At 55.9% G+C, this 25,514-nt stretch carries 24 protein-coding genes and 1 riboswitch; of the genes, 9 read left to right on the forward strand and 15 right to left on the reverse strand.

Features of this window, described 5'->3' with window-relative positions; all coding sequences use genetic code 11:
* Window positions 1–4 precede the first annotated feature (4 nt).
* Window positions 5–538, reverse strand: coding sequence for a hypothetical protein (locus TX82_RS09550; RefSeq protein ID WP_005009777.1), 534 nt, complete (start codon window positions 536–538; stop codon window positions 5–7).
* Between the two features lie 193 nt (window positions 539–731).
* On the opposite strand from TX82_RS09550, the gene tmk reads away from it, so the two are divergent.
* Genes tmk through thiI form a run of 4 tightly spaced genes read left to right on the forward strand, consistent with a single transcriptional unit; the run spans window position 732 to window position 4,298 of the window.
* On the forward strand, window positions 732–1,352 hold the full coding sequence (gene tmk / locus TX82_RS09555) for a dTMP kinase (protein WP_042251016.1): 621 nt from the start codon (window positions 732–734) through the stop codon (window positions 1,350–1,352).
* On the forward strand, window positions 1,349–1,903 hold the full coding sequence (locus TX82_RS09560; RefSeq protein WP_005009780.1) for a UbiX family flavin prenyltransferase: 555 nt from the start codon (window positions 1,349–1,351) through the stop codon (window positions 1,901–1,903). The genes tmk and TX82_RS09560 overlap by 4 nt, the downstream gene beginning before the upstream one ends.
* 17 nt (window positions 1,904–1,920) lie before the next feature.
* Complete coding sequence (locus TX82_RS09565; RefSeq protein ID WP_005009782.1) at window positions 1,921–3,111, forward strand: cysteine desulfurase family protein; 1,191 nt, start codon at window positions 1,921–1,923, stop codon at window positions 3,109–3,111.
* On the forward strand, window positions 3,108–4,298 hold the full coding sequence (gene thiI / locus TX82_RS09570) for a tRNA uracil 4-sulfurtransferase ThiI (protein WP_005009783.1): 1,191 nt from the start codon (window positions 3,108–3,110) through the stop codon (window positions 4,296–4,298). Before TX82_RS09565 ends, thiI begins: the two co-directional genes overlap by 4 nt.
* Here the strand turns inward: thiI and folK are convergent.
* The 12 genes from folK to TX82_RS09630 form a co-directional block, all read right to left on the reverse strand.
* A complete protein-coding gene (gene folK / locus TX82_RS09575) occupies window positions 4,290–4,787 on the reverse strand; it encodes a 2-amino-4-hydroxy-6-hydroxymethyldihydropteridine diphosphokinase (RefSeq protein WP_005009786.1) in 498 nt (165 codons plus the stop codon). The two genes, thiI and folK, sit on opposite strands and share 9 nt — an antisense overlap.
* 26 nt (window positions 4,788–4,813) lie before the next feature.
* On the reverse strand, window positions 4,814–6,049 hold the full coding sequence (locus TX82_RS09580) for an LL-diaminopimelate aminotransferase (protein WP_005009788.1): 1,236 nt from the start codon (window positions 6,047–6,049) through the stop codon (window positions 4,814–4,816).
* Window positions 6,050–6,149: 100 nt separating this feature from the next.
* Complete coding sequence (locus TX82_RS09585; protein WP_005009791.1) at window positions 6,150–6,584, reverse strand: c-type cytochrome; 435 nt, start codon at window positions 6,582–6,584, stop codon at window positions 6,150–6,152.
* Window positions 6,585–6,624: 40 nt separating this feature from the next.
* Window positions 6,625–7,893: an energy transducer TonB gene (locus TX82_RS09590; RefSeq protein WP_042251018.1), complete on the reverse strand. Its 1,269-nt coding sequence runs from the start codon at window positions 7,891–7,893 to the stop codon at window positions 6,625–6,627.
* Complete coding sequence (locus TX82_RS09595) at window positions 7,841–9,694, reverse strand: TonB-dependent receptor plug domain-containing protein (RefSeq protein WP_005009795.1); 1,854 nt, start codon at window positions 9,692–9,694, stop codon at window positions 7,841–7,843. The genes TX82_RS09590 and TX82_RS09595 overlap by 53 nt, the downstream gene beginning before the upstream one ends.
* Before the next feature lie 19 nt (window positions 9,695–9,713).
* A complete protein-coding gene (locus tag TX82_RS09600) occupies window positions 9,714–11,219 on the reverse strand; it encodes a cobyric acid synthase (RefSeq protein WP_005009796.1) in 1,506 nt (501 codons plus the stop codon).
* Between the two features lie 7 nt (window positions 11,220–11,226).
* On the reverse strand, window positions 11,227–12,246 hold the full coding sequence (locus TX82_RS09605) for a FecCD family ABC transporter permease (RefSeq protein WP_005009798.1): 1,020 nt from the start codon (window positions 12,244–12,246) through the stop codon (window positions 11,227–11,229).
* Window positions 12,246–13,052 carry a heme ABC transporter ATP-binding protein gene (locus TX82_RS09610; protein ID WP_005009799.1) on the reverse strand — a complete coding sequence of 269 codons (807 nt, stop codon included), beginning with the start codon at window positions 13,050–13,052 and terminating at the stop codon, window positions 12,246–12,248. Before TX82_RS09610 ends, TX82_RS09605 begins: the two co-directional genes overlap by 1 nt.
* Window positions 13,049–14,032 (reverse strand): ABC transporter substrate-binding protein, encoded by a 984-nt coding sequence (locus TX82_RS09615; RefSeq protein WP_005009800.1) that lies wholly within the window; start codon window positions 14,030–14,032, stop codon window positions 13,049–13,051. Before TX82_RS09615 ends, TX82_RS09610 begins: the two co-directional genes overlap by 4 nt.
* Before the next feature lie 103 nt (window positions 14,033–14,135).
* Window positions 14,136–14,302, reverse strand: a riboswitch (cobalamin riboswitch).
* Between the two features lie 63 nt (window positions 14,303–14,365).
* A complete protein-coding gene (locus tag TX82_RS09620) occupies window positions 14,366–15,019 on the reverse strand; it encodes an alpha/beta hydrolase (RefSeq protein WP_005009801.1) in 654 nt (217 codons plus the stop codon).
* Entirely contained in the window at window positions 15,016–16,416 is a 1,401-nt protein-coding gene (locus tag TX82_RS15275) for a tRNA nucleotidyltransferase/poly(A) polymerase-related protein (RefSeq protein WP_005009802.1), read from the reverse strand. Before TX82_RS15275 ends, TX82_RS09620 begins: the two co-directional genes overlap by 4 nt.
* Before the next feature lie 98 nt (window positions 16,417–16,514).
* On the reverse strand, window positions 16,515–17,504 hold the full coding sequence (locus TX82_RS09630) for a MinD/ParA family ATP-binding protein (protein WP_005009803.1): 990 nt from the start codon (window positions 17,502–17,504) through the stop codon (window positions 16,515–16,517).
* A gap of 356 nt (window positions 17,505–17,860) precedes the next feature.
* On the opposite strand from TX82_RS09630, the gene TX82_RS09635 reads away from it, so the two are divergent.
* Genes TX82_RS09635 through lgt form a run of 5 tightly spaced genes read left to right on the forward strand, consistent with a single transcriptional unit; the run spans window position 17,861 to window position 23,652 of the window.
* Window positions 17,861–18,511 carry a site-2 protease family protein gene (locus tag TX82_RS09635; protein ID WP_005009805.1) on the forward strand — a complete coding sequence of 217 codons (651 nt, stop codon included), beginning with the start codon at window positions 17,861–17,863 and terminating at the stop codon, window positions 18,509–18,511.
* A 21-nt stretch (window positions 18,512–18,532) separates the two neighbouring features.
* Window positions 18,533–19,522 carry a tryptophan--tRNA ligase gene (gene trpS, locus TX82_RS09640; RefSeq protein ID WP_005009807.1) on the forward strand — a complete coding sequence of 330 codons (990 nt, stop codon included), beginning with the start codon at window positions 18,533–18,535 and terminating at the stop codon, window positions 19,520–19,522.
* Window positions 19,523–19,545: 23 nt separating this feature from the next.
* Window positions 19,546–22,338, forward strand: coding sequence for an isoleucine--tRNA ligase (gene ileS, locus TX82_RS09645; protein ID WP_042252362.1), 2,793 nt, complete (start codon window positions 19,546–19,548; stop codon window positions 22,336–22,338).
* A 7-nt stretch (window positions 22,339–22,345) separates the two neighbouring features.
* Window positions 22,346–22,864: a signal peptidase II gene (lspA, locus tag TX82_RS09650; RefSeq protein ID WP_005009812.1), complete on the forward strand. Its 519-nt coding sequence runs from the start codon at window positions 22,346–22,348 to the stop codon at window positions 22,862–22,864.
* Between the two features lie 14 nt (window positions 22,865–22,878).
* On the forward strand, window positions 22,879–23,652 hold the full coding sequence (gene lgt, locus TX82_RS09655) for a prolipoprotein diacylglyceryl transferase (protein WP_005009815.1): 774 nt from the start codon (window positions 22,879–22,881) through the stop codon (window positions 23,650–23,652).
* Between the two features lie 36 nt (window positions 23,653–23,688).
* On the opposite strand, the gene TX82_RS09660 is transcribed toward lgt, so the two are convergent.
* Together TX82_RS09660 and TX82_RS09665 are read right to left on the reverse strand one after the other, a co-directional pair.
* Window positions 23,689–24,726, reverse strand: a complete 1,038-nt coding sequence (locus tag TX82_RS09660) for a GIDE domain-containing protein (protein ID WP_005009816.1) — start codon at window positions 24,724–24,726, stop codon at window positions 23,689–23,691.
* A 29-nt stretch (window positions 24,727–24,755) separates the two neighbouring features.
* On the reverse strand, window positions 24,756–25,340 hold the full coding sequence (locus TX82_RS09665; protein ID WP_005009818.1) for a LemA family protein: 585 nt from the start codon (window positions 25,338–25,340) through the stop codon (window positions 24,756–24,758).
* Between the last annotated feature and the right edge of the window lie 174 nt (window positions 25,341–25,514).

Below are 25,514 nucleotides of genomic sequence, written 5' to 3' on the forward strand. Positions count from 1 at the left end.
CGGATCACATTCCCAATTGTTGTGGATACACCGCCTCGGCTACGGCAGGCCCTTCCAGCTGGGTGTTTCCCTGGACGGTGGCCAGGTGAAACGTTTCATCCTTGTGAAGCCTCTGTTTCATGTTCTCGAAATGAATCAGGACGGGTTTCGACTCGATTATCCCCTCTGGCGACTGGGGTGCGATGATAAAATCCTCCTTCGCCAGAACATCCCGGTATTTTCGTTTCATGTTCATGGAGTAGGCGACGTAGCCGGGTATGGTTTCCGTTCCCAGGTAAGGCTCCTTGTTGATGACCTTGTAATTTTCCGGTATGTACACGTTGGCGAAGTAGTCCTTGCCCAGCGAATGGTGGACGACGGTCTCGACTTTTAAAATACTCAAGGGACCCTCGACATCGGTCAAATTCATTTTGACGAAATACGTACGGTCGTGAAAATTCAGGTTTTCGAGGAAGACTATGCCGTACAGGATATTGAATTTGAATTGCAGGAAAATACCGAGACATATCCAGCCAAAGATGGCCCAGAATTTTTTCAATTTTCCGCCCTTCGCTAAATGGTTCTATGATAAGGTTTAAAGACCGACATGGAGCAGAAAACGGCTTGGTGGAAACGCGTCCCGCCCGTTCGGGTTGGCTTTTTTTAATAATTATGAATTAAAAAAAGCCAAAAGCAACTGTCCGAAAACGCCATTGCGGGGCCGGAATTTTCCTATGGATACTGGGAGCGATATGAAGTTGGACCGCGGCTATCTGATTGCGCTGGAGGGCATTGACGGTACGGGTAAGACCACGCAGGGGAACCTGCTTGCTGATTATCTGGAACAGCGTGGTCTGCCTGTCGTTCGCCTGCGTGAACCCACGCAGGGGATGTGGGGGCAGAAAATCCGCAGAATTTTAACGGAAGGGCGGGGCGGCACAACCCCGGAAGAAGAGTTGCAGTGGTTTTTGAACGACCGTAAAGAGGATGTGGAGCAGAACATCCGGCCAGCACTCAACACGAACAAGCTGGTGGTGATCGACCGTTATTATTTTTCCACCGCCGCCTATCAGGGGGCGCTGGGGTTTGACCCGGTAAAAATATGTGCGGACAACGAAGCCTTTGCTCCGCGTCCCGACCGGGTCCTGATATTTTCCGGTTCACTGGAGACCAGCTTTGAACGCATCGCAAAAGGTCGGGATGGATTCAGCTCCTTTGAAAAAAAGGATTATCTTCAAAAAGTGCAGGCTATTTTCGACTCCTTCGAGGGACCCCATATCCGACGCATTGACAGCGATGGTTCGGTCGAGGCTGTGCACGGTCAGGTGGTGACTGTGGTGGATGCTCTTCTCGGCATCGGGGAGCCGCGATGAAGCGATTCATTCTTGCGATCACCGGTGCCAGCGGTGTTTGCTACGCAAAGCGGCTGTTCGATGTCCTGCAACCGTTGGCGGAACTGCATGTGGTCCTTTCCGAGCGCGGGGTGGAACTGCTCAAACTGGAACTGGATCTCTCGCCGTCCTATTTCAAAAAAGAAAACGCAACAGTCTATAAGAATTCGAAGATCAACACCTCCATAGCCAGCGGTTCATTCAAGACCGACGGCATGGTCATCGTTCCCGCCAGCATGGGTACGGTCGGGCGCATCGCCGCAGGGATCTCGAGCAGCCTTGTGGAACGCGCGGCGGATGTGGTTTTGAAGGAAAAGGGTAAATTGATCATCGTGCCCAGGGAGGCACCGTTCAGCACGATTCATTTGAAAAACATGCTGGCGCTCGACCAGGCGGGCGGTCTGATCCTCCCCGCCAATCCGGGATTTTACAACAACCCGAAATCGGTTGGGGATCTCGTCGATTTCGTGGTCGCCCGCATCCTCGATCAATTGGGTGTCGATCAGGGCATTGTGCCGCCCTATTCGGCCTGACAGGAAACAAGAATGAAATGATTTATCTGGACAACGCCGCCACCACACCGATGGACCCGGAGGTGATCGAGGTGATGACGAAGTCAATGCAGGAAGACTTCGGCAACTCCGGTGCGGTGTACCGCCTCGGCCACGATGCCAAGCAGAAAATTCAGGAGGCGGAGGATTGTATCCGCGATAGTTTGTGCATTCCCGCGCGGTTCCGCATCGTCTTCACCAGCGGCGGAAGTGAATCGAACAATCTCTTCATTAAAGGGACGTGTTTTCCCGACAAGAAGGTGGCGTATTTGGGGCTGGAGCATCCCAGTGTGAAAGAAACGCTGGACGCTTTAAAGGAATACGATAACGAACCGGTGTCTTTGCTGGAATACCAGAAAGACGGCAGGCTGGATACGGCCTCGATTCCCGAACTCAAGAAGCGCAAAGTGCGCTGGTTGTATTTATCGCACGTCAACAACGAACTGGGCAGCATCAACGATCCCCGAGTCATCGCTCCTCTTTTAAAGGAGCACGCACCGCAAACTCGGCTGTTTCTTGACGGGGTGCAGGCGGTGGGCAAAATGCCGATCACAGAGACCATGTGGGAGGGCCTTTCGGGCTATTCGGTATCGGCCCACAAGTTTCATGGGCCGAAGGGCATCGGTCTGCTGGTGGTCGATTCCCGTCTGAGTCTCAAGCCGCAGATCCACGGCGGCAAACAACAACACGGCATGCGCTCCGGCACTTTACCGGTGCCATTTATCGTGGGTCTTGGATGCGCGGTTAAACTGGCAGCCCATCGGGCATCATTCGCGAACAAAACATTCTCTATTTTGCGGGAGCGCCTGGTAACGGGACTGAAAGCGCTCGCATCCAGCAATTCCAACCTGAACTTGAAATTCAATTCTTCCGTTGATCCGGACAATTCATTTCAATCGCCGGCAATCGTCAATTTCAGTTTCGCGCCGGTTGAAGGAGAAGTGGTCCTTCATCATTTGGAAAAGCTGGGCATTTATGTGGGTCTCGGTTCTGCGTGCAGTGCCCACTCGAAAGAACCGTCCAAAATTCTGATGGGCATCGGGTGCACGCGGGAAGAGGCGAGGTGCAGTCTTCGCATCTCCTTCAACCACAACAACACGGTGGAAGACGTGGACTGCTTTCTTGCGGCTTTCGCCCAGGCTCACGAAACTCTTTACCCTTCCTTTTCTCGTCGATTCGCCAACTCATGACACAACAATGCACGATCCTGGTCCGGTACGATGAAATCGGGCTCAAGGGAAAAAACCGAAGTATGTTCATCAACCGGCTTGCCGACAACATCCGCCACGCGTTGAAAGGGTTGGACGGGATCGCAATTCAAAAACCACACGGCCGCATCCGCGTGGACTGTCCAATGGAGGCGGCAGATGCGGCCGGGCAACGCCTTGCCTGTGTTCCCGGCGTGGCTTCGTTCAGTCTGGGGGTGGCGATGGAACCGGATTTCGAGAAAATGGCGGAACTCGGTGTGCAGTGGATCGAACCCCTCCTGAATCATGGAAAACATCTCAAGTTCTGTGTGAAGACAAAACGCGCTGACAAACGGTTCCCTCAAACCTCCACGGAGGTAAATTACGAAGTGGGTTCGCGCATCCTCGGCCGGCTTCACGAACGTGGCCTGGAAGTCGATATCGACCACGCCGATTTCACCCTGGAAATCGAGATCGGCCAGGAACATACCGTTGTGTTCAAGAACCGAATCGCGGGCTTGCGGGGATTGCCCGTTGGCAGTTCCGGCGAGGTGCTGGGATTGATTTCCGGTGGCATCGACAGTCCGGTCGCCTTGTTTCGCATCATGAAACGCGGATGCCGGGTGCATGGGATTTTCTTTGACAACCAGCCGTACATGGGTCGCGGCGGATACGACAAGGTGAAGCGACTGTCCCGCCAACTGAACCGCTACCAGAGTCGGGCCCGTTTGTATGTAGTGCCGTTTGAAACGATTCAGGAATCGATTCGTGATCACTGCCGTGCGCCCAATCGTGTGGTTCTGTACCGTCGCATGATGTACCGCATCGCGCAGTCGGTGGCAGAAAAACAGGGATACCTGGGGCTGGTGACCGGCGAATCTCTGGGACAGGTGGCATCGCAGACTTTGGAAAACCTGAACGCGGTGTCAGGACTGGTGGCGCTCAGCGTCTTCCGTCCCCTCATCGGCACCGACAAAAACGAGATCATTCGCCAGGCGAAGGAACTGGGGACATACGAAATTAGCATCGAGCCCCAACCCGACTGCTGTTCGGTATTCATGCCGCCCAATCCAACCACCAAAAGTAAAATTCACGAACTGGAAGAAGACGAAGCGCGATATTCCTGGCAGGAACTGATGCAGTCGGCAATCGAGAAAATGGAGATCATCGAAGTCGATGAATTAGGTTGAGGCCGGGAGACGCGTCACTTGCAAAGGGTCCCGCACCTCCCTCAGCAGGTCTGCAATGGTTTTGTCGATCGTGGGATGAACCAGGTCCGGTGCGATTTCCGCCAAGGGTTCCAGTACAAACCGCCGCTCGGCGATACCTGGATGCGGCACTTGCAGATTCTCTTCCTTTACCGTGTCCCCATTGTACAACAACAGGTCCAGGTCGATCTTGCGCGGCCCCCATTTTCCCCGCCGTTCCCGCCCCATTTCCTTTTCGATGCTCAACAGGACATGTAGAAGATCCACAGGTGAAATATTCGTTAACACCTGAGCAACGGCGTTGATGAACCAGTCCTGGTCGGTTTTGCCGTAGGGTTGGGTTTTGTAAAGGGAAGAAGTGGTGTGCAGGTTCAACGCCGGGTGTCTGCGCATGCGGTCGATAGCTTCCCGGCAATGGCCGGGAGCGTCTCCCATATTGGAGCCGATGCCGATGAAAGCGGTGTGGGACATAACGGGTCCCTTAAATAAAGCCGTCGTTAAAACTCGAACTTCACCGTGGCCAGGCGCTTTTTGATTTCCTGCATGATTCGAACTTCGTCGGCTTCATCCTTGGCCGCGAAGGTGGCGGAGAAGCGGACGAAATTGCCGACGTCGTCCCAAGGCACGGTGGAGATGAGGTGTTCGGTGATCATGTACTGCGAAAACGCTTCGGCATTTTCGAACTTGGGTCCGCCCTGAATGCCTTTCGGTGCCTTGACGTACAGGAAGAACGATCCGCCGGGCATGGTGGCTTTGAACCCAACCGAGTTCAGGCTGTCCACCAGCAGGCGCAGGCGGCGTTGGTATTTTTCCACGATGCGTTGCGTGATCTCCGGGTGCTCCAGCGCATAAATGCCTGCCTTCTGGATGGCCGCGAACTGGCCGGAGTCGATGTTGTCCTTGATATTGGCGAAACCTTTGACCACCAGCTCGTTGCCGACGATGAAGGCGATACGCCATCCCGTCATGTTGTACGCTTTGGAATGCGAATGGAACTCCACGCCGACGTCCATCGCTCCCGGAACCGAAAGAAAGCTGAGAGGCTCGGTGTCGTAAGTGAGCGTGGCGTACGCTGCGTCCTGCACCACCACGATATCGTTGCTCTTCGCGAACTCCACGACCTCTTCATAAAACTTGCGGGTGGCGTTTGCCCCGGTCGGGTTGTTGGGATAATTGATGCAAAGCAGTTTGGCACGTTTGGCGGTATCGGAGTCGATGCTTTTGAGATCGGGAAGAAACTGGTTCTCTTCCGTCAGGGGCAGGTTCACCACCTCGCCTCCAAGATACTGTGTGTGCGTGCCCATTACCGGGTAACCGGGGGTGGTCATCAGGGTCACATCGCCAGGATTGATAAAAATCAGCGGCATCATGGCCAGTCCGGGCTTGGAACCGATACTGTGGTTGACGTGTATTTTAGGATCAAGCCCTCTCACACCGAATGTCTTTTCCATGTAACGAACGGCTGCTTCCTTGAAGGCGTCAATGCCGTTGTCGGTGTATCCGCGGTTTTCCGGTTTGCGCGCTTCCTGCTCCAGCGCGGCGATCACGCCGCCATCCGCCATTTCGTCCGGTTCACCCACGCCCATGTCGAACAGCTCTTTGCCGGGATTGGCTTCCAAGGCCGCGCGTTTGGCCCGTTTGATCTTTTCGAACTTGTAGATTTTGGTGTCTTTGCCAAACTGTGTGCCGCCAATGCGGTTTGCGAACTGGGACTGTATATAACTTTCCGACATGAGTTGGACTCCGGTATGTCTGTGTGATTAGAGGTGTGGACTTTCAGGAGGGGTTAATTTAGCCAAAATCAGGGTGGGTGTCAAGGCGGGGAGGGGCACTTCACCCTTCCTCCACTTCATCTTCCTCGATTGGATCCTCAACCGGTAAAGGCTCGTCAAAAAACTCATCCATCGCTTCCGCATCCATCACCAGGTTGGCTTCCTTCTGGCTGTAACGCAGGTACTTGATGATTTCGGTGATTTCTTCATCTGTGAACTTGCCTTTCTGTGAAGGCATTTTGCCGGAACCGTTGTTGATAGTGTGACGGATTTCCTGGTCGGAAAACTCGCTTTTGACAAACACTGCATCGATCAGGTTGGGGGCTTTGGTATGGCCACCGAGGGCATCGGATCCATGACAGTTGGAACAAACAGCATGAAACAACTCCTGCCCGCGTTTGTATTCTGCCGGAACGGTTTTAGTGGGCTGGGGGGCACATGCCACCAGCCACAGGCAGAATAAAAAAACAATTGACGAAGTTCGGGTCCAGTTCATTCCTGTCTCCAGATATTATGACCGGTTTCAGATAACCGGATCAATCGAGGGTGAATGCGATGGGCAGTTGAATCGTCATCGAATCGCGGTTAAGCGCTTTGGGGATGACGGGAAAGGGTGCACCGTTCTTCACCGATTCCAGTGCGGCATCATCCAGTATGCCGCTTCCGGAAGAAAGCGCCACGTGCAGATTTTCAATGCCGCCTTTACGTGTGATTTTAAAATGCACCACGGGTTGCCCTTCCAACCCCCGCCGCTTGGCCAAACGGGGATAAAACTTGTATTTTGCGATCCGGTTTCGGATTTCCAGGATGAAACCGTTTTTCAGGGTTTCCAGATCCTCTTCCTCATGGAGGGAACCCGTGAATCCTTTGGATGCAAATGGGTGGTGACCGGATTCGATATTTTCTGAATTAATTGCATCCTTCATTTTTTGGGAAGGAGGTGCTTTACCGAAACTTTTTTCCGCAACCGGTTCTTTCAGGGGCTTTTTCGATCCCGTTTCCGGGCCGGTCCATGAGGCTGTGGGGAGAGTTGGAAGAGATTTTTCATCCAAAAGTTCCGTGGTTTTTTCATGCGAGAAGTGCCTTTGCCCGGTTTTTGTTGCCGGCTTGATGCCGGCAATGGTGTGAGTGGGTTGCACGGCTTCGGCGTGACGGCCTCCCGCAGGAGCTTCCCAACCGTGAAATTGCGCGAGCGTGGGCCGTCCCGGTAAGGGCGGGATGTAGTTGATTGGAGACTTGGGAAGGATTTCTTTTTTAAAAGCGATTCGGGCCTGAGTCCTGGGCCGAACGGAATTTATGGTGTTCACGGTCACGGTTTGGGGAGCCACATGAAAAATGGAAATGGATTTTGAAGAGTGGGGGAGCAAGAGCTCCGTCGGCTGTTTGTTTACTGTCGAGGGAGAGACTGAATCGAGGGGGAGCATCTGGTCTGTTTTGTTTTTCCATTTGAAATGCGGCGATCGCATTTTTGCGGGAACTCCTTTGAAGGAAAACTCTTTTGATTCAAAGGAGGGGAGCTCCTTTTGCAGGATCTCCTGTTGGCGACTGGTACGAGAACCGGAGGGTGACGAGGTCACAAGCCGGACCTTCTGGACTTTAAAGGTTTTATTTTCCACCGCACTCTCTTGGGATTTTGGCCAGAAAGTGAGACCCCAAAAAACCAGGCCATGCAAAACAAGAGAACATGTCAGCGCCAAGAAGAAAGTCCGCTTGGATTGAATGTCCCTGTTGGTGGAAAACATGGTCTTCAAATCAGTGAAAGGAATATTCGAATCCGGCGTAACCGGAAATTCCAGCTGTTCCAAAGAACAGCGACTCCTCGTATTGTTTGTTGAGCAGATTTTCTCCGCGCGCAGTCAGTTTGAGCTGTTTCGTCAACTGGTATCCCAATGCTGCGCGCACGATGGCGCGTCCTCCGACGCGTCCGGTGCCGGAAACCATCGCGCTCCGGTACTGCACCGTCACCAGCCAGTCGAGCAGGTTGCGCCAGGTGTGGTGCAGGGTGGCGGAGGCCGTATGGCGCGGCCGCCTTACAAGAAGCGCGCCGGTACTGGAGTCTACCGCCTGATTCCACGTGTAGGCGGCGTTCACATCGATGTCATCCATCACCTGCCAGAGAACGCTTGTTTCGATGCCCTGCGACCGCGCGCGGCCGATGTTCTCGGCGATGAACGTCGCCGGATTGGGCTGGATCTGGTTTTTCAGATCCATATTGAAATACGTGACGGCCACGGATACGCGGTCGGCCAGCAGGGCCTGCTCCACTCCGATCTCAAAACTTTCCGTTTCTTCCGGCTGGATGTTGGGATTTCCAAAAAATGGAAACAGGATTTCATTGACGGACGGGGCGCGGAAGCCGGTGGCAAAACCACCGCGCAGACGGGTATTGGTCTCCAAAAAGCGGTAGGCCGCCTCGATCTTGTAGGTGAACTTGTTGGCGAAACGGGTGTTGATGTCTTCCCGCACGCCGGCGTTAAGCAAAAACCGATTGTCGTGATTGAATTGGAACTGAAGGTAATAGCCCTGGTTTTCGTTTTGCAGGGCGATGCCCTGGCTGGCGTTGGAGGCGTTGGTGGCCTGGTGCTCGAATCCGAAAACGGTCGAAATGTTCTTATTAATATATACATTGTTCTGCACGTCCACCGTGTAGGTCCTGTTGATGATGAACGAATCGCCAAAGGTGGGATCTATAGTGTCCAATTCGTCCACGAACACGCTCGGAGTGATTTTCAAATCCCAGTTTTCGGTGAGGGCTTTTTGCAGGGGCAACGCGCCGTAAACGGTGTCGTTGTTTATGTGATGCGGCAGGGTGTCGGAGAAGGTGAAGGTGAGGGGATTGAATCCGTCAAAGTGGCTGCGCGCGCGGATGTAGCGTCCAATGAACTCCACCCGTCCGTCTTTAAGAAAGTTGTAACCGAGGCGGGTGGAGAAAGTGCGATTTGAATAACGGTCGTTTTCCGTGCCCCCGCGCCGTTCGTTGAATGCGGAAAAGCCTTCGCTGTCGGTGTTCGACGCGCTCAGAGAGTAATCGAAGCTTTCATGTGAACCCGAACTGGTGAGGGTTTCCTTGAACGTTTCAAAACTTCCGCCCTCGAATGACAGTGTGTGCGTGGGTTTGCCCTTTCCTTTGCGGGTGACGATGTTGATGACGCCCCCTACCGCATCGGCGCCCCACAGCGTGCTTTGGGGACCACGCAGAATTTCAATTCGCTCGATGTTGTCCATCTGCAAATGAGCAAAACTGAAACTGCCGGTGGAATTGGTCTTCACCTGAACGCCGTCGATCATCACCAGTGTCGATTGAGAATTGGCTCCGCGCATGAACAGGGTGGTGGAACTGCCCAGCGGTCCCGTCTGTACGACGTTGACTCCCAGTTGTTCCTGAATGATATCTTTTACCTGCATGTGTTTTTTCTTTTTAATTTCTTCGCGGGTGATCACCGTGTAGGACGCGGTCTGGTTTTCCGGTTTGATCTGCGAACGGGTGGCGTGGATTTCGATCGCGTCCAGTATTTCCAGTTGCTTATCCTTTTCTTCGGCGATCGCGTGACCGAAAACGAAGGGCACACATAGGGAGATACCTGTTATGAATAAAAGCTTCTTCATTTTTTGATTCCGGTTCCTTTCAGTTTTCAATCAACGCTTCAATGCGTTTCATTTCTATAGAAGCGTTCAGCCATTCTGCCAGCCGGTCCCATTGCCGTTTGCGGAACAGCCGGTAATCAAACGGTTCTTTGACTTGTGGAATGTCGCAGTGACGGCGGACACGGTTCAACAGCGCGTGGCGCAGGGGATCGTTGTCCAGAATGCCGTGCAGGTAGGTGCCGATCAGGGTGCCCGTTTTGTTGCAAACCCCCAGTGCATCCGTATTTTCTTCACTTCTATTTTGGAACAATGGGGCGCAGGGACCGGCAATCTCCGAGACGCCGTTATGGATTTCGTATCCCCACGCCGTCAGGCCGGCGTCGAACGCTGGTGAGCGGTGGGTGGTGCACCGCACCTGCCGTGTTATTTTTTCCGCCTGCATCTTTGTGATGACAGGCAAAAGGTCCAGTCCGTCTATTCTTCCGACCGTGCTTTCAATGCCATTGGCATCGGTGAGTTCCTGCCCCATCATCTGGAATCCGCCACAGATACCGAACACCACGGCTCCTTCTTGATGGCAACGATGAACGGCGCGGTCGAGTCCCTGTGTTTTCAAAAACCGCATGTCCTCCAGCGTGTTCTTGGTACCGGGGAGGACGATGAGGTCCGGCGATCCCAACTGCGCCTCGGTCCATACATAGCGCACCGCCACCGCCGGGTCTTCCATCAGCGGCGAAAAGTCGGTGAAGTTGGCAATGCGCGGCACGCGCAGGATGGCGACGTCCAAGAGGCCCGCGTCCGTTTTCATTTCGCCGTGCGTTCCAAAGGGCAGGGAGTCTTCCTCGTCCACGAACAGGTTGTGGTCGAATGGAATCACCCCTAACACGGGTTTGCCGACCAGGTCTTCAAATTGTTTGAGGCCGGGCTTGAGGAGCGCGACGTCGCCGCGAAACTTGTTGATGAGAAACCCGGCGACGCGGTCCTGCTCGTTTTCACTCAGCAGGTCGTAGGTGCCTTTCATCCAGGCGAAGACGCCGCCGCGATCGATGTCCCCCACCAGCAGCACCTTCGCATCCGCCTCCTTCGCCATCGCCATGTTGACGAAATCCATCTCGCGCAGGTTGATCTCGGCGGGGGATCCGGCCCCTTCGAGGATAACCAGGTCGTATTCACGCCGCAGGTCCCCCAACGCCTGTTTGACCTGATCGAGATAAGCGGGTTTGCCCTGGTAATAGTCCCTGGCGTTGCGGGTATGCGCGGGGCGGCCCATAAGGATGACCTGCGACAAATTGTCGCCCGCCGGTTTTAAAAGAACGGGGTTCATCTGGACCGTGGGGGCGATGCCGCAGGCCTCTGCCTGGAACGCCTGCGCGCGCCCGATCTCGCCACCGTCCTCACAGACGTAGGCGTTGAGCGACATGTTTTGCGCCTTGAATGGTGCGACCTTGAAGCCTTTCCTGTAAAACCAACGGCACAGGGCGGCGGTGATGACGCTTTTGCCGACGCCCGATCCGGTTCCCTGCACCATCAAGGTTTTTGCGGTCATGATCGAATCACCTCTGCCGTTTCAACAGCCACACGAAGAATGGTCCCCCGAGAAGCGCCGTGATGACGCCGACGGGAATTTCCACCGGCGCGATGAAGGTTCGCCCGAATGAATCGCAAAGAATCAGAAAACTCGCGCCAAAGAAAAACGACGCGGGAATCAGGAGGCGCAGGTCCGGCCCGATCACCAGCCGCACCATGTGCGGTACGATGAGCCCGACAAAACCGATGGGTCCGCTGGTCGCCACCACCGTTCCCGTAGTGAGAGACGCCAGTACGAAGGCCAGTTTTTGCGTGCGTTTCACATCCACGCCGCGGCTCTGCGCCGAGTGGACGCCGGCGCTGATGAGGTTGAGATCGCGCGCGATGTAGAGCAGCCCGCAAAACCCGATCAGCACCAGTGGCAGAATAGACCACACGGTTTCGTAGCTGGTGATGTCGAGTCCGCCCATCATCCAGCGCACGATCTGGAACGACTGCGTGAAATCGGACAGGTAATGAATGAACATGACGAGCGATGCGAAGAAGAAATTCGCCGTCACCCCGGCGAGAAGAAGAACACCTGTTGGAAAATCGCCGTGCCTGGTCTTAACCAGACTGAACACCAACAGCATTGCCCCGAGCGCACCGAGGAAGGCGGCGATGGGCACTGAAGAAAATCCGAGGAACATGAAATTGAGGTTGAGTGCGATGGCGATGACCGCGCCCAGCGATGCACCGCTGGAAATTCCCAGCGTGAACGGCGCGGCGAGATCGTTGCGCAACAACGCCTGCAAAACCGCGCCGGAGATGGCGAGCGCACCGCCGGTGAGCGCGCCCAGCAAAATACGGGGAAAGCGTGCGACGAATAAAATATTCGCATCCACGTTCTCCGCGAACGGGATGTCGCTGGACAACGCTTTCATCAGGTTGACGCTGGTGGGACCAATCAACGGGGCGATTCCCAGTACCAGGAGAAAGAGCAGGAAGAACGCGGTGACCACCTGCACGTAGCGGCGGGGTGTGAGTCCATGCGTGTGGGTCAGCATCACGCGCCCTCCGGAGAAATCAGGAAACTGCCGTCGGCCTCGTCGCGATAAATGTTGACGCCGATCTCGTACACCTCCTCCAGGATGTCCTTTTGTAAAACTTCCTCTGGTGCGCCGTCTTTGATCACTCGCCCCTGTTTCAGCAATACAAGGCGGCAGCAGTATTTTGAGGCGAGGTGCAGGTCGTGCATGGCCACGGCGATGGTGACATTCTGTTTGCTGTTGAGGTCGTTCAGAATCCGCAACAATTCCACTTGGTATTTGAGGTCGAGTGCGGAGGTCGGTTCGTCCAGCAACATCGCTTCCGGTTCCTGCGCGATGGCGCTGGCCAGCATGACGCGCTGTTTTTCACCGCCGCTGATTTCGTTAAACAGGCGCTCGGCGAACATCGAAGTCTGCGTCTGTTCCAAAGCGCGGCGGACGATCTCGAAATCGCTTTCGCCCTCGAAGGTGAACGCGGAGAGATACGGATGCCGCCCCATCATCACCACCTCGCTCACTTTGAACGGAAAGGGCATGTGGTGCTCCTGCGGAATCCAGGCGATGGACTGCGCCAGTTGCTTGCGGTTGCAGGAATGGATGTCGCGGCCGCGAAACAGCACGCGCTGGCTATCCGGTTCCAGAATCCCCGCCATGAGTTTGAGCAGGGTGGACTTGCCTGAGCCGTTTGGACCGATGATGCCGACGAACTCCCCAGAGGCGATGTCCAGCGACACCTCCCGCACCACGGGGTCCTTGTCGTAGGCGAACGAAATGCCTTCGGCGCGCAGGAGCGGTTGTGTGGTTGTGGAAGCGGCGGTGGTCATCCCTGTCCTCCCGTAGACGACGTTTCATTTGATGGTCCGAACACCTCCGGGTGCAGGGCACGGGCGAAGTCGTCCAGAATGCTGAGCAGGCGCGGTCCGGGGATGAGGATGTAGTCGGCGCTGATGAAATGGATGTTATTTTCGGACACTGCGCGGATGGTGGAAAAGCGCCGCCATTCTTTAAGACGCGCCGCCTTTTCTTCCGCTGTCATGTTCATGGCGGGTCCAGCCTCGATGATCACCTGCGGCGATTGCTGGATGATGTACTCCTTATTGATCTTCGGGTAGGGCGCAATCGTGTCGGTGACGATGTTTTTTCCACCCGCCAGCTCCAGCAGTTCCCCGAGAAACGAACTCGGCCCGACAGCGTAAAGACTGCGTCCCGGCTCGTTGCTGTCGCCCAGTATCAATAAGGTGGATTTCGGCGCGTGTCCTTTCAGTTTCTGGCGGTATGCGTCGATTCCGGATTTCAGGCGGTGGATCAACTCCTTCGCGCGGTCTTCGATATGAAGCGCCTTCCCCATTTTGTGTAACGATTCGTAAATCTGTTCGAGGGTCTGCATCTCGACGGCGAGCGTGCGGATGTGGAGATTCACCGCGTTGTTCTTAAGAGTATGGCTGGTGGCCTGGTGGATGACGAGGTCCGGGTTCAGCGTGATCCAGCGCTCGATGCTGGGATGCAGGAGACTGCCGATCTTCGTGCGTGCGCAGGCTTCGGGCGGATACTTACAGAAGTTGGTGACGCCGACGACGCGGTCGCCCACGCCCAGCTCAAACAGAAACTCCGTGATCGACGGCGACATGGAGATGATGCGTTGCGGCGCGTTACCGGGTTCCACCGCCCACGATGAAAGCGGAACCGCCAGCAGAGCTAGCAGGCACAACGCCGCACAGACGCTTCGGAAATAGCTTCCGAACGTGGCGGGCTTTGAATACAACGATGGCTTGGGAAAGCGATTGATTGCCGGGCGCGCGGTCATATCCGGTACCGATCCGGAAACCTGGAAGGCCCAAACAAAAAATCCCTTTCCGGGTGGAAAGGGAAACAGGTCATGTCACCTTCACCTCTCAGGTCCCGGAGAGTGTGTGAAGCATATTCAGACAGGCTTTCTGGCTTCCGGATCGTCCTACCGCCCGCGCCTTCCCGTTCCCTGGAACAGTGGCAAGATGCGGGTGTCGTCCCCGGTTACAGCGGCGGCACCGCGACGGATTCGCACCGTCTTTCCTTCATCTGAATACAGCGATTCAATTTGGGATCAGCATAGCAAAACGCTGGGGCAAGTCAACGAAATTCCCTGGAATGGGGAGAGGGGTCAGACCTCGAGGAACTTGATCAAATCCTGGATGTTTTCCGCGCTCACTTCGTGCCCCTGCGGGGTTTCTTTGATTGTCAGGGTATGGCCGTGGCTCTGCATTTCATCCAGTGCGTGCTCGGCCAGGAAAGAGGGCACCACATCGTCGTTGGCACCGAAGATGCCGAGAATCTGCGCCGCGACGTTTTTGGTGGTGATCTCCGGCAACTCCGGCAGGAAGCCGCAGATGGACGCCACCTTGTGCACCGGATGTTTGCCCATCAGTGCGTACACCAAAGACGCCGCGCCGCCCTGGGAAAATCCCCACAGGCAGGTGTGGAATCCGTTGGCGACATTCTGTTCCTTCATGAAGCGGTGGGTTTCGTCCACCATTCCGGTGGTGAAGTCGAGAAACTGCTGGACCGCTTCCTTTTGCCGGGGACCGTCCAGCCACCAGCTCCACACGCCGTTGCCCGCATCCACCGGACCTTCCGGATAAATGGCGACGATGTTGTTCAGTTGCAGCCGGTTGCCGTGGATCAGCATGTTCTCCGGTGTCGATTCCGCCCCGTGAAACCCAATGAGCACATTCACCGGTTTGGCTGAATCGATTTCCGTCTGCCCGATAATGACTTTCTTTCCCAGCCAGGTCTGGTTCTGATATTGCATGTTCATGTTTCCCGCTTGAGTTTGAGTTGTTGGATGAGATCGGCGGCCAGCGCCTCGGCCTGCCTGCGCGTGGCAATGCGCCCCAGAACACGGGCTTCCTCCACGCGGTCGAGTATGGTTTTGTATGCGGGAGACGGTGACAGCTGGAATTTGCGTGTCAGCGTTCTCCCGTTCAACAGCGTCGGGTTTGCCTGTGCCGGCCGGTAAGTGTTCAGGTAAAACTCCACGAGCCGGTTGAGGGCCAGCAGGAACGGTTGCAGGTCGTCGCCGACCTCCATCTTAACAGCCGTTGCCAGAATGGCTCCCGAAAAGAAATCGTCTTCCGCCTGTTTGCATAACTGGTAGATTCCGGATAGGTCGTCTTCCTCGTTGGTCGCGGGCATGTTGGTCGCGTATTCCAAAACGTTGTGGTGCACAGCCAGGGCCCGGTCGGTGAAAAGAATGTGGTCGTTGCTGAGCCGCAGGTCTTTCATGATACGAACGGGGAGAGAATCGTTGCGGATTCTTGTCCCGGTTAAATGCTGATCGGGGGCATCCTCCAAAGGACGCAACAGCACCGCGAGCTTGAGCAGGGCGCGTCGAGGTGGTACGTCGATGTATTCGCGGAACCGGGTGCGGTGCTTCGGCGAAATCTTTTCGGTTTCCACAAGCAGGATTTCCAACCGGTCCAGGATGCGAAGGGCCTCAGCCCCGTTGTCCGTTAAAGAATCCGCAGGGCCGTCGTCGAAATGCAGGGCTAGTTCCGGGATGAGCGCGGACAGGAGACCCGTCTCCACCAGGCGATCGAGGTGCGAGTTGGGAGTGCCGAGCAGGATCAACAGTTCGTGGGACAGGCGTTCGGCGGCGACGGTGCGGATGCGTCCGCGGGTTTCGGCTATGCGCCGCGAGGTTTCTTCGTCGATGTCGAAACCCAGCGTGTTGGCGAAACGGTAAGCGCGAAGCAGGCGCAGGGGATCGTCTTCGAACACCGGGCCGGGCAGGGCGCGTACGGTGCGGCTTGCGATGTCCTCAACCCCGCCAAAGGGATCGACCAACGTGTCTTTTCCGGCGATCAAATCTTCCAGCGGCTGACCCATCGCATTGATGGTGAAGTCGCGGTGCGCCAGGTCGTCTTCCAGCGTTTTGCCCTGCAGGGTGGTGAAATCGAAATACACGTCGCGCGCGATCACCACGCGGTGGGTTTCGCGTCCCGGCGTGGAGTCCAGAGGCACCAGGGTGAGTGAATGTGCTTTCGCAAAGCGCTTGGACACCTCCGGCGCTTCGTTGCAGGCGAAATCGAAATCGGCGCAGGCCTTGCCCATAAATCGGTCGCGCAGGGTGCCGCCCACCACGTAAAGCGGGCGACCCAACTCGCGGCTGAGACGCAACAGGTTTTCAAGCTGGTTTTGGTAATCTTTCGACATGCGATCCCGGAAAAAGGGTTTCTGCGGGATATCTTAACAGATTCGAAAAGAGGGGGCAGGCAGGGTGAGCGGACAGGGGGCGGTGAGGCGGGTGAACCTCAGCGGTCCCAGCCGGATTTCAGCTTGATCTCGAGCGAAACGAACATCGAGCCGTTTTTCTTTACCATGTGCAGGTCGGTGTGAGTCAGGTTGCTCAGCACCTGGCGGATGTTTTCGGATGGCTTGCTGGCTGGATCCTTGACAAGGAACGGCACCATGTCATCGATGGAGCCGCGGACTTCCTCGCTGTCCACCACGTAGCCCAGGTACTGTGCGTCCACGTCGAGGTATTTCTTGACGAGCTTGCACAGGGTGTCTCCGACCATGATGTCGCGTTTGCCGCGCACGCGGTTGATGACGAGCCCCGGCGAGAAGGTGCGGATGATGTCATTGATCGCCTCCAGCGAATCCGGATCGGTTTCCCTGATCTTGGCGCGGAGCTGGTCGATTTCGAAACAGTCCTCGCTCACCTCCGGATTTTTCGAAAAGTCGAGCGCGTGCTGGATTTCGGCGTTGGCCTTGAACTCCTGGCTGATGCGGCGGAACAGCACAGATTTGATGTAATTGAACGTGTTGGTGATGGAAGTCATCTCGGGGGTGGACACCACCACCTGCCGGTCGGCGAGGTTGAAGAAGTCCACCGTGTGGAATCCCGTCCCCGGACCGAGGTCGATGCACACCGCATCCGCTTTCAGGTTGCGGAGCACGTTCATGACGCGGTTCTGGTTCTTCTGGTTGATGTCCGCACTGCCGGGCAGGCTCCCCGACGTGCTCAAAAATTTCAGGTTCACCAGCCCGGTTTCCTGGAGCAGGGGAGAGGGATCGTCCTCGATGCCGTCGTGCACGAAGAAATCGCGGAAGCCGTAGCGCGGATTGCTGATGCCCACCAGCGCGTGCAGGTTGGAGGCGCCGAAGTCGCCGTCCACCAGCACCACCTTCTGCCCGGTGAGCGCCATGGCCACCGCCAGGTTGGTGGCGATCACGCTTTTGCCGACGCCGCCCTTGCCGCCGCCGACGGCGATTATTTGACTGGAATGCTTCGTGGACAAAACGCTCACCTGCTTTCGTTGTAAGGGCTTGCCGATCCGCGCCGCAGGGCGGGCCGGGGGCGTCCCGATATTTATTGAATGCGGATCATTTCATTGTCACGCAACGGGGGGATGAATTCAACCGAATGTGCCCCGCCGCCCTTCTCATAACGGCCAAAAACCCAAAGGCTTGAGGCCGGGCGGGCAAAATGTGTGAAGAATTGCGAAGGCGGGATAAAATTTGAGAAGGAGGTTTTAAATGAGCTAAAATCCAATTAAGGGCGCAATTGCGCGTATTTGGGTCCATCTCCTAGCGGATCGTTCCCCCGCCGGCCGGATGGAATTCCCGGCAGTCTTTTGCCATTCGAGGTGGTTTCTTGGAAAGCTTGCAGTTTTACCTGTTTTTCACCGTTATCATCCTGTTTTCGTTGACGGTGCACGAGTACTCCCACGGCCGGGTGGCGTACATTCTGGGCGACAACACGGCGAAGCGGCTGGGCCGGCTCACGTTCAATCCCATCAAACACCTCGACTTCTTCGGTGTCATCTGCTTCTACTTCCTCGGTTTCGGCTGGGCCAAGCCGGTGCCGGTGAACGGGCGCAATTTCGAGAACCCGCACCGCGATATGATGTACGTGGCGGCGGCGGGTCCGGCGTCCAACCTGATCCTCGCCCTCATTTTCGGGTTCCTGGTACGGGTCACGCCGCCGGAGCAGAACCTGTTTCTGTTCGCCATGCTGTGCTACGCGCTCTACATCAATGTGGCGCTGGCGATCTTCAACCTCCTCCCCATCTTTCCGCTAGACGGCGCTAGCGTGCTCAAGGGGCTGGTCTCGCCGAAGATGGCGGCGAAGCTGGCGGTGTTCGACCACTACACCGGATTCGTCCTGCTCGGCATCTTCCTTTTGGATTATTTTGCGCAGACCGGGATAATTTTGGGTATTCTTAGACTCCCCATGGGGTTTATGGTAGAGTTTTTTACCCAAGAGGCGTTTCCCTATGTAAAACAGATCATTCGCTTCCTTTAATCCTTATCAAATTTCAGATAGATGTCCAAAAAACGCATTTTGAGCGGCATGCAGCCTTCCGGCCTGCTTCACCTGGGAAACTACTTCGGCGCGTTAAAAAATTGGGTGTCCCTGCAGGACGACTACGAGTGCTTCTACTTCATCGCCGACTGGCATTCGCTCACCACGCTGCACGAAAACCCCCGCGAGATCCCCAGGTTCACCCGCGAGGTGGCGATCGACTGGCTGGCGGCGGGGCTCGACCCGGAAAAGTGCACGCTGTTCGTGCAGTCGCGCATCCCGGAACACGCGGAACTGCACCTGATTCTGTCGATGATCGTGCCGGTGTCGTGGCTGGAGCGCAATCCGACTTATAAGGAAAAGCAACAGGAAGTGAAGACTGTGGACATGAGCTCCTACGGCTTCCTCGGTTACCCGGTTCTGCAGACCGCGGACATCGTGCTGTACAACGCGCACTACGTGCCGGTGGGCATCGACCAGGCGCCGCACCTGGAGCTGTCGCGCGAGATCGTGCGCCGCTTCCAGCATTTTTACAAGAAGAAGGTGTTGATCGAGCCGGAGGCGAAGATCAGCGAGGTGCCGAAGCTGAACGGCATCGACGGACGCAAGATGAGCAAGAGCTACAACAACGCGATCTACCTCTCGGACTCGGAAAAGGAGATCACCAAAAAGATCCAGTCGATGCTCACCGATCCGCAACGGCTCAGGCGGAACGATCCGGGCGACCCGGACGTGTGCAACCTGTTCCCGTTTCACAAGCTGTTCTCGTCGGAAGAAAAGCAGGCGTATGTCGATGAGAACTGCCGCACGGCGGGCATCGGGTGCGGCGACTGCAAGGCGCTCTTGGCCGAGTCCATGCTGGCTGGCATGCGTCCCCTCATGGAGAGGCGCGCGGAGCTGGTGGCCAAACCGAAGGAAGTGGACGAAATTCTCGATGAAGGCACCGAGCGTGCCCGCAAGGTGGCAGAGAACACCATGCGCAAAGTGAAGGAAGCGATGAAACTGAAATGAAGACGGAAGACGGCGACACGAAAATGGATTACAAGGACACCCTCAATTTGCCGCAGACGGATTTTCCGATGAAGGCCAACCTCGTGCAGAGGGAGCCGGAAGTTCTGGCGGCGTGGGAGGCGGAGGACATTTACCAGCGCATCCGCGAGGCGTCGAAGGGCCGCCCGAAGTACGTCTTCCACGACGGCCCGCCGTACGCCAACGGCCACATCCACATGGGCCACGCGCTCAACAAGGTGCTCAAGGATTTCATCGTGCGCATCATGACGATGAAGGGATTCGACGCGACCTTCGTGCCGGGCTGGGACTGCCACGGCCTGCCCATCGAGCACCAGGTCGGCAAGGAACTCAAAAGCAAAAAACAGGATCTGGGCAAGAACGAAGTGCGCAAACTGTGCCGGGAGTACGCCGCGCGTTTTGTTGATATACAAAAAGAAGAGTTCAAACGGCTGGGCGTGTTCGCCGACTGGGACAAGCCGTACCTCACCATGAGCTTCGGTTACGAGGGCACCATCGTCCGCGAGTTTCTGAAATTCCTCGAATCCGGCATGGTGTACAAGGGACTCAAACCCGTTCACTGGTGCACGCATTGCCGGACGGCCCTGGCCGAGGCGGAGGTGGAGTACGCCGATCACAACTCGCCCTCCATCTACGTCAAGTTTGCGGTGAAGTCGGAGTGGAAAAACCAGATCGACGGCGTGGACGCAAAGAAAGCGTCGTTCGTCATCTGGACCACCACGCCGTGGACGCTTCCAGCCAACCTCGCCGTGTGCCTGCACCCGGACTTCGAGTACACCGCCGTCGAGATCGCGGGAGAACAGTACATCGTTGCGGCGGAACGGTTGTCGGCCTTAATCCTCGAATGGGACGTCACCGATTATAAAGTGCTCGGCAAATGCGCGGGCAAAGACCTGGAAGGCGTCGTCTGCCAGCATCCGTTCATCGACCGCGAGTCGCCGGTGATCCTGGGCGACCACGTCACCCTCGAGCAGGGCACGGGTTGCGTGCACACCGCGCCGGGGCACGGCCAGGAGGACTACATCGTCGGCCTCAAGTACGGGCTGGATACGTACAACCCCGTGGACGACGGCGGCGTGTTCAAACCGGAGGTCGAGTTCTTCGGCGGCCAGTTCGTGATGAAGGCCAACCCGGAGATCATCAAGAAGCTGGAAGAGCTGGGCAAGCTGATCCACCAGGACCGCGTCGATCACTCCTACCCGCATTGCTGGCGGTGCCGCACGCCGATCATCTTCCGCGCAACGGCGCAGTGGTTCATTTCGATGGACGACAAGGGCCTCAGGCAGAAAGCGCTGGCGGAGATCGACAAGACCCGCTGGGTGCCGCACTGGGGACGCGACCGCATTTACGGCATGATCGAGAACCGCCCGGACTGGTGCGTGTCGCGCCAGCGCGCGTGGGGCGTGCCGATCACGGTGTTTACCTGTGTGCAATGCGACACCACGCTCACCGACATGGAGGCGTACGAACCCGTCGTCGCGGCGGTGGAAAAAGAGGGCGCGGACTGCTGGTTCGAAAAAGACGTGAAGGACCTCCTGCCCGCGGGCACGAAGTGCGCCTGCGGATCGGCCGAGTTCAAAAAGGAAATGGATATTCTGGACGTGTGGTTCGACTCCGGAGTCAGCCATGCGGCGGTTTTGGAGCCGGACCCGAACCTGCAATGGCCCGCCGATCTGTATCTCGAAGGCAGTGACCAGCACCGCGGCTGGTTCCACAGCTCCCTGCTGGAATCCGTGGCGACGCGCGGGGCGGCTCCGTACAAGACCGTTCTCACGCATGGCTACGTGGTGGACGGCAAGGGCAAGAAGATGTCGAAGTCGGCGGGAAACGTCATCGCGCCGCAGAAGATTATCGACCAGTACGGCGCGGAAATCCTGCGCCTGTGGGTGGCGTCGGAAAATTACCGCGAGGACATCCGGATCTCCCACGAGATTTTAAAACGCCTCACCGAAGCGTACCGGAAAATCCGCAACACGTTCCGGTTTCTGCTCGGCAACCTGAGCGACTTCGATCCGAAAACCGACCGGGTGCCGGTCGACGAGATGGAGGAGATCGACCACTACATCCTGCACCGTTTCAAGAAGGTGAACGAGCGCATCCAGAAGGCTTTCGAAGAATACGAGTTCCACGTGTTCTACCACACGTTCTACAACTTCTGCATCGTGGACCTGAGCGCATTCTACCTGGACATCCTGAAGGACCGGATTTATACCTACCCCAAGACCTCGCACGGCCGCCGGTCCGGACAGACCGCGATGTACGATTTGTTGAAGGGCATGGCGCAGATGATGGCTCCGATCCTGAGTTTCACCGCCGACGAGGTGTGGAAGTACATGCCCGATGACGGAAGCAAAACGGAAAGTGTTCACCTGAGCGTGTTTCCGGATTTGGCCGGCGTCACGTTTTCCGACGAGCTGGCAACCAAGTGGGAGCGCATCAAGGAGCTCAAGGGCGAGGTCAGTAAGGCGCTGGAACTGCGCCGTCGTGAAAAGGTCATCGGACATTCGCTGGACGCTTCAGTCCACCTCGCCGCGCCGGAGCCCATGCGGCCGTTGCTGGAAAGCGAAAGTGATTCCCTCAAATACATCTTCATCGTGTCAGAAGTCGAGTTGGTTCCGCAACTGGATGGCGACCCCTATCAGAGCGACGTGATCGAGGGATTGAAGATCGGGGTCCAGCCGGCTCCGGGGAAAAAGTGTGAGCGATGCTGGAACTATTTTGTCGAGGCCGAGGCGTCCGGGGACCATCCCGGTATCTGTCAACGGTGCGCGACTCATCTGGAATCCGCCAAAGCTTGAGTTTCTTTTGAAGAACAAATACCTTCAGCTGTTTCTGATTTCCAACATTCTGATCATCCTCGATCAGTTCACGAAGTACCTCGTGGCTCTGCATATTCCGCAGAACATGTCGATCCGCATCATCGACAACTTTTTCAACCTGACTCACATCCGCAATCCCGGCGTTGCATTTGGGCTGTTTGCCGACAGTGACCTGGAAATGAAGGCTACCTTGTTCATTGTTTTTTCCGGCATCGCCATCATCGCCATTCTGGTGTTCTTTCACGAAACGCCGAGTTCCAAGAAGATCGCGCTCCGGGGATTGATCCTCATTTTCGCCGGGGCCATTGGCAACCTCATCGACCGCATCCTTTACAAGGAAGTGATCGATTTTCTCGATTTTCATTTCGGCAGTTACCACTGGCCTGCCTTCAACGTGGCGGATTCCTGCATTACCATTGGCGTGCTGTTCATGTTCATTGATATAATCAAGGACGGAACCGCGCCGCAAAAACAGCAAGAGGACCCCACCTCTGAATCCGCCTGACAGGGAGGGCTGACGTGCATCCCATTCTGCTTGAGTTTGGTATTCTCAAAATCTTCACCTACGGCCTGCTGGTGGCGACGGGTTTCTTCGTCGGCATCGTTCTGGCGGCCCGTCAGGGGCAGAAGGAAGGGCTCGATTCCGCCAGGATACTTGATCTGTGTTTTTACCTGCTGATCGCATCCATTCTGGGCGGGCGGTTATTGTACGTGATCGTCGAGTACCGTTACTTCGTTTCGAATCCTCTGGAGATGTTGAAGTTCTGGAAGGGCGGGCTGGTGTATTACGGTGGGTTGATGGCGGCGGTGGCGACGGGGTGGTACTTCATGCGCAAGTTCGATCTACCTTTTTGGAAAACGGCGGATGTGCTGGCGCCTTCGATCGCCATCGGGCAGGCTATCGGCCGCTGGGGATGTTTTTTTGCGGGTTGCTGTTACGGCGTGCGCACCGACGCGCCGTGGGCCATCACGTTCACCAATCTGGACTCCCTGGCACCACTCAATGTGCCGCTTCACCCAACTCAGATATACCTGTCGCTCAATGCGCTCGTCATATTCTTCGTCCTGCTGTGGGTGCAAAAGAAGAAACGCTTCGACGGGCAGGTGCTCCTGACTTACGGCATCCTGTATTCCATCGGCCGCTTCATAATCGAGTTTTATCGCGGCGACGACCGGGGGTATGCGGTGCCGGAGATGCTCTCCACCTCGCAGTTCATTGGAATCTTCATATTCGGGTTGTCCATGGTGCTTTGGGCCAGGCGAAAACGGACCGAGGCGGCCAAGGCGTCCTGAATTTATGCAGGGATTTCCAATTCAGGGAAGCCCCTCTTACTTTAAATAATAAGAACAGAGGTAGGCCACCGAGGCGACGGTGAGGATGGGACCCCCCCAGATTTTGACCGTGGCCCAGGTACCGATATTGGAGACCAGGTCCTCTTCGTGGCGGTTGCTGATGATGAAGGGATAACCGTTTTCCTTCTTGAACACCATCTTGGTTTTGGAAGCCAGCTCCTCCAGTTTCTCCTTGCTGTATTTGGCGGAGAGTTTTTCCGCCAGCAGCTGGGCTCCGCGTTCCAGTTCGTAGTAATCCAGCTTGCCGTCCTTGTTGGCGTCGAAGCGTTTTTGAAGTTCCTTGTTTTTACGGATGGCCTCTTTCGCTTTCAGGAAAAACTTCACTCCCGCCTTTTTGGGGCGCTTCACCTTCAGGTTCGATCCCGCATGCCCCAACACATACAACTGTTCGCCTGGAGCAAAGCACCATTCACGGAAGCGGTAGTCGGTCGATAACAGCCAGGCGGAATCCTTCAGCTTGAACGACCGGATCTTTTTTTTGTTTTGGTCAAGGGACTGATACAGTTCCGGGTCCATGGTGGAAAACTCATTTGACGAGCATTCATAATCGCTGGTACCGCCGTTGCGATTGACGGTTGCGCCTTCCACCAGCACCATGGCGTTGGCGCCGCTGTCATCATCGATATAAAATCCATCATCGGAAAAATATTTGGCGACCGTCACCCAGCGGCCGCGTTGCCAGCCCCGGCGCTCTCCCATGTTGATGAAGGACCGGTTGCGGTTGAAGCCGGATCGGCGGTCGCGTTTCCATTTCTGGATTTCGATATGGTATAAGGCGCAGGGCTTGCCGCTGATGGGCGCGCGCACCATCTTGTCTTTCTCGGCGATAACACGGCCTTTCACCTCGACGTTGGTTCCCACTGCCCCGGTGTTGATTTTCGAGGTGGGCGTGTTCTGGATGATTCGCTTGGCCTTCAACTCCCGGAAGCCGGTCCAGAACAGAAATATTCCGGCTACCACGCCGACCAGGGAAAGAAAGATGACCTCCAACTCATCTTTCGGCAGGTTGGGCACTTAACAATCTCCTGCGGGTTAGGGGAAGCTCAGTCGAAACTGGGGAGCTTGATATTGACCTTCACGTCGCGACGTTCCTCTTCGGCCACTTCAAACATCTCTTCCTGTTGGTAGTTCAGCATGCCGGCCACGAACACATCCGGGATTTGCTGGATGCGGATGTTGTAATTATTGACGCTGTCGTTGAAAAACTCACGGCGGTCGGCAAGGGTTTCCTCCAGATGCGAAATGCGATTCTGCAATTGCATGAAATTTTCATTGGCCTTGAGTTCTGGATAATTTTCAGCCAGGGCAAAAACACTGCGAAGCGCCTCGCTAATCTGGTTGCTGGCCTTGGATTTTTCTTTCACGCCATCTGCGCGCACATAGCGTTCGCGTGCTTTCAGGAGGCGGTCGAGCATTCCTTTTTCGAACTGGGCGTAACTTTCGCAGACAGAAATCAGTTTCGGAATTTCGTCGTAGCGCTGTTTCAGGATGACATCGATGTTGGACCAGGATTTCTTGATGTTTTCCTTAAGGGAAATGAGGCCGTTGTAGATCATTATGAAATAACCGATGATCCCCAGCAGGCCGAAACCCAGGATTCCCAAAATCACGATTGTGGTCGTTGACATTCCACCCCTCCGATTAATTTTGATAATGAAATGGGAAATGGAAAGGATTCCTTCCGTGTTTTCAGGTTAAGGGAAGGGGGTGGTAAATCAAATAATTGGGGAAAAAATATGCGATGTATCTGGGTTTGCCGGAAACAAATTCGTGATGAGAGGGAGGGGAATTGCGGAAAAAAC

Origin of the sequence: Nitrospina gracilis 3/211, from assembly GCF_000341545.2 — a bacterium.
GTDB lineage: Bacteria > Nitrospinota > Nitrospinia > Nitrospinales > Nitrospinaceae > Nitrospina > Nitrospina gracilis.